The sequence below is a fragment of the Priestia sp. P5_B4 genome (assembly GCF_056400385.1).
Genome location: NZ_JBFULJ010000583.1, coordinates 1 through 2,443 on the forward strand (window position 1 = coordinate 1; position 2,443 = coordinate 2,443).

Genomic DNA, 2,443 nt, shown 5'->3' on the forward strand with positions numbered 1-2,443 from the left:
CTATTACTTTTTGGAGAAACATAGTACGTATCGCCAAACGTAACGACTCCTCCTGTAACGTTTGGAATCACTACATGATTAATAACAATCGGCATTATCCTCACCCTTTTTATTTTCATCGTGATGTAATATATGAACGATTTATCAAAAGGGTTATACATTAATGGATATAAATAAAAAATCCCCCTGCAGAGTGGGGTGTTTTTACGCTTTTACCTCTTTTTTAGAATGACTTAATTCATCTCGCAGAATATCAAAATCTCGTTCTGCTACTTCTTCAATTTTAGTATGCAATTCATTCTCCGTTAGAAGTCCTTTTTCTTCAAGTATTTCGACAAGAGCCTTAAACTTTATTCTAGATAAAAGCATTTCGTTTACCGTGCTCTCTGTTGGCTGTTCATTTTTTACTTGTTCTTTTGCTTTAACAGGTTCTTGCTGCAGCTTCACCCTGAAAACAATATTCGTATGATCTGTAATTTCAGGTGACTGATAAAATGTGCTATGCGAAATGTTTTTTAGTGTTAGCGTTTCTTTTGTCTCCATATTTGTTACTTCAAAATACGGATCCTCAAAAAATGCATCATATTTATCATAAGCTGCTTTGCCTACAACCGAAAAAGAAAAGTTTAGCCTTTTCAACTCTTCACCTGTATTCGCATCAGTAATCATTTTTTCTTCAAACATATCAACGTGAAAATTTACGTTATTAATCATTAGTTGTGTCAATTTAATCGCCTCCTTCTTTATTAATACGACACGGAGTGACAAGTTCCCTGTTTTTTTATATAAAAAAACATCTCCCAAAAATGGAGATGTTTTTCAAGGAGCTAGAAAAATGCTCTTTTTTTAGCTCTACAATTCTTCTTCTGCTTTGTCATATTTGCGTTCGTGCGCCGTATCTTCTTCGTTATCACGAATGGTTTTTTGAAGCACAAAAGCAGACATTGTTAAATATAAAGTTCCAACGGCATAATAACCTTTTACCGGTAATGATGCATCTAAGGTATAAATTCCTATAAACATAGCTAATAGTGCTGTAATAAAAGCTGTCCATGCTAAAAATGTAAAAGCTGCTGTATTACGCTTTTTCATCGTATGACCTCCTCTTTTCCTTTTTCTGTTAAGCGTCGCTTTCATTTTACATTGTAAAATAATTGTTGTCATGGGTATTTATAGTCAGTTACCCTTTTAATCAGAACAAGAAACGGAAGAATTTAGGTCTTACATCCTATTTTTATCATAAAGCTTTTTTTCGAAATGATTAGATATATGGAATTTCTCTTTAAAAGTATGTTCATTCGTTTTCATTAAGAAAAGCTCCAGATAATTATTGCAATAAAAAAATCATCGCCGAGACGATGATTTTTTGTTTAGCCTTCAAAGTATTCTTTATAAAAGCCGCCGACTTGGCCAGTGTTATCAACAACAAAATAAAACTCTTCTGTTTCATTTTTCACATCATATGTTTTTCCTGCTGTTAAGACATTTTCAACCACGAATTTTTTTGCATCTGTATGTATGCATTTTACTTGTTTAATGGTTGGACGATCGTTCCATTCTAAATGAATCATGTATGTACACTCCTTTGTTTTCATTCAAGRTTCATTTTATCTTACTTGAAGTAAAAAAGAAACGGAGCGAATTTAAAAATTAAAAAATTCGCTCATGCACTTTTTTTTTGGCAACTGTTGCTTGTACAAACTGTGCCGTTTGTGCAACAATTGTGTCTTTATCAAAATCCATCGACGCAACATGGTAAGAGTTTCGAAGCATGTGCTGTCTTTTTTCTGCTGATTGAATATGGTTTAAGATATAAGCTGAATTCTCAGGCGGTACCACGTTATCAACTGTTGATGTTAGTACTAAAGCCGGGCACGTTACATAAGATAAGCGTTCTTTTGTTTCATCCATTAAAGAAAGCAGCTCACGCATAGAGCGCACGGGTACTTTATCGTACGTAATTTCATGTACGTTTGGATCTTTAATATCAGGATGCTCTTCTTTTAAATAACGAGGCGTATGACGAGAGCGATAAGGCTCCATTGAAGGAATGGACGTCATAGCCGGATTAATTGCAATAACTCCGTCAAGGTCTAATCCTTGGCTTGCTGTATGAAAGGTAAGAGTGCCTCCCATGGACTGACCCAAGATAAATACATGACGGCATTCTTGTTTCAAACGCTGATACCCAGTTAAAAAGTCTTGCTTCCATTCCTGATACGTTGTTTGTTCAATATCATAGTAGTGAGTACCATGTCCCGTTAGTCGCAAACCGTACACAGTAAAACCTTTTTCAGCTAATTCTTTTCCGATATATTCCATACTTTGAGGAGTCCCCATAAATCCATGAGAAACAAGTATACCAATGTCGTTGCCTTTATAATAAAAAGATTCTGCGCCTTGAATTACGTCATAACGTTCCATTTTCTTCACCCTTTACCAC

5 protein-coding genes are annotated in these 2,443 nt (G+C 34.9%); all 5 read right to left on the bottom strand.

Translation table 11 applies throughout. The features are described 5' to 3' along the window. A partial coding sequence (locus tag AC1DRF_RS23250) for a spore germination protein (RefSeq protein WP_477741807.1) occupies positions 1-161 on the bottom strand: 161 nt, incomplete at its 3' end. 43 nt (positions 162-204) lie between these two features. After that, positions 205-726, bottom strand: a complete 522-nt coding sequence (locus AC1DRF_RS23255; RefSeq protein ID WP_427076056.1) for a hypothetical protein — start codon at positions 724-726, stop codon at positions 205-207. A 126-nt stretch (positions 727-852) separates the two neighbouring features. Further along, positions 853-1,092: a YiaA/YiaB family inner membrane protein gene (locus tag AC1DRF_RS23260; RefSeq protein WP_013057577.1), complete on the bottom strand. Its 240-nt coding sequence runs from the start codon at positions 1,090-1,092 to the stop codon at positions 853-855. Positions 1,093-1,370: 278 nt separating this feature from the next. Next, positions 1,371-1,571, bottom strand: coding sequence for a DUF6501 family protein (locus tag AC1DRF_RS23265; RefSeq protein ID WP_013057578.1), 201 nt, complete (start codon positions 1,569-1,571; stop codon positions 1,371-1,373). Between the two features lie 79 nt (positions 1,572-1,650). Continuing rightward, on the bottom strand, positions 1,651-2,424 hold the full coding sequence (locus tag AC1DRF_RS23270; RefSeq protein ID WP_043981568.1) for an alpha/beta hydrolase: 774 nt from the start codon (positions 2,422-2,424) through the stop codon (positions 1,651-1,653). Between the last annotated feature and the right edge of the window lie 19 nt (positions 2,425-2,443).

Excerpts from the sequence above, each read along its gene's own strand:
- AC1DRF_RS23260 (WP_013057577.1), bottom strand. The coding sequence starts at position 1,092 with ATGAAAAAGCGTAATACAGCAGCTTTTACATTTTTAGCATGGACAGCT.
- AC1DRF_RS23265 (WP_013057578.1), bottom strand. The coding sequence starts at position 1,571 with ATGATTCATTTAGAATGGAACGATCGTCCAACCATTAAACAAGTAAAA.
- AC1DRF_RS23270 (WP_043981568.1), bottom strand. The coding sequence starts at position 2,424 with ATGGAACGTTATGACGTAATTCAAGGCGCAGAATCTTTTTATTATAAA.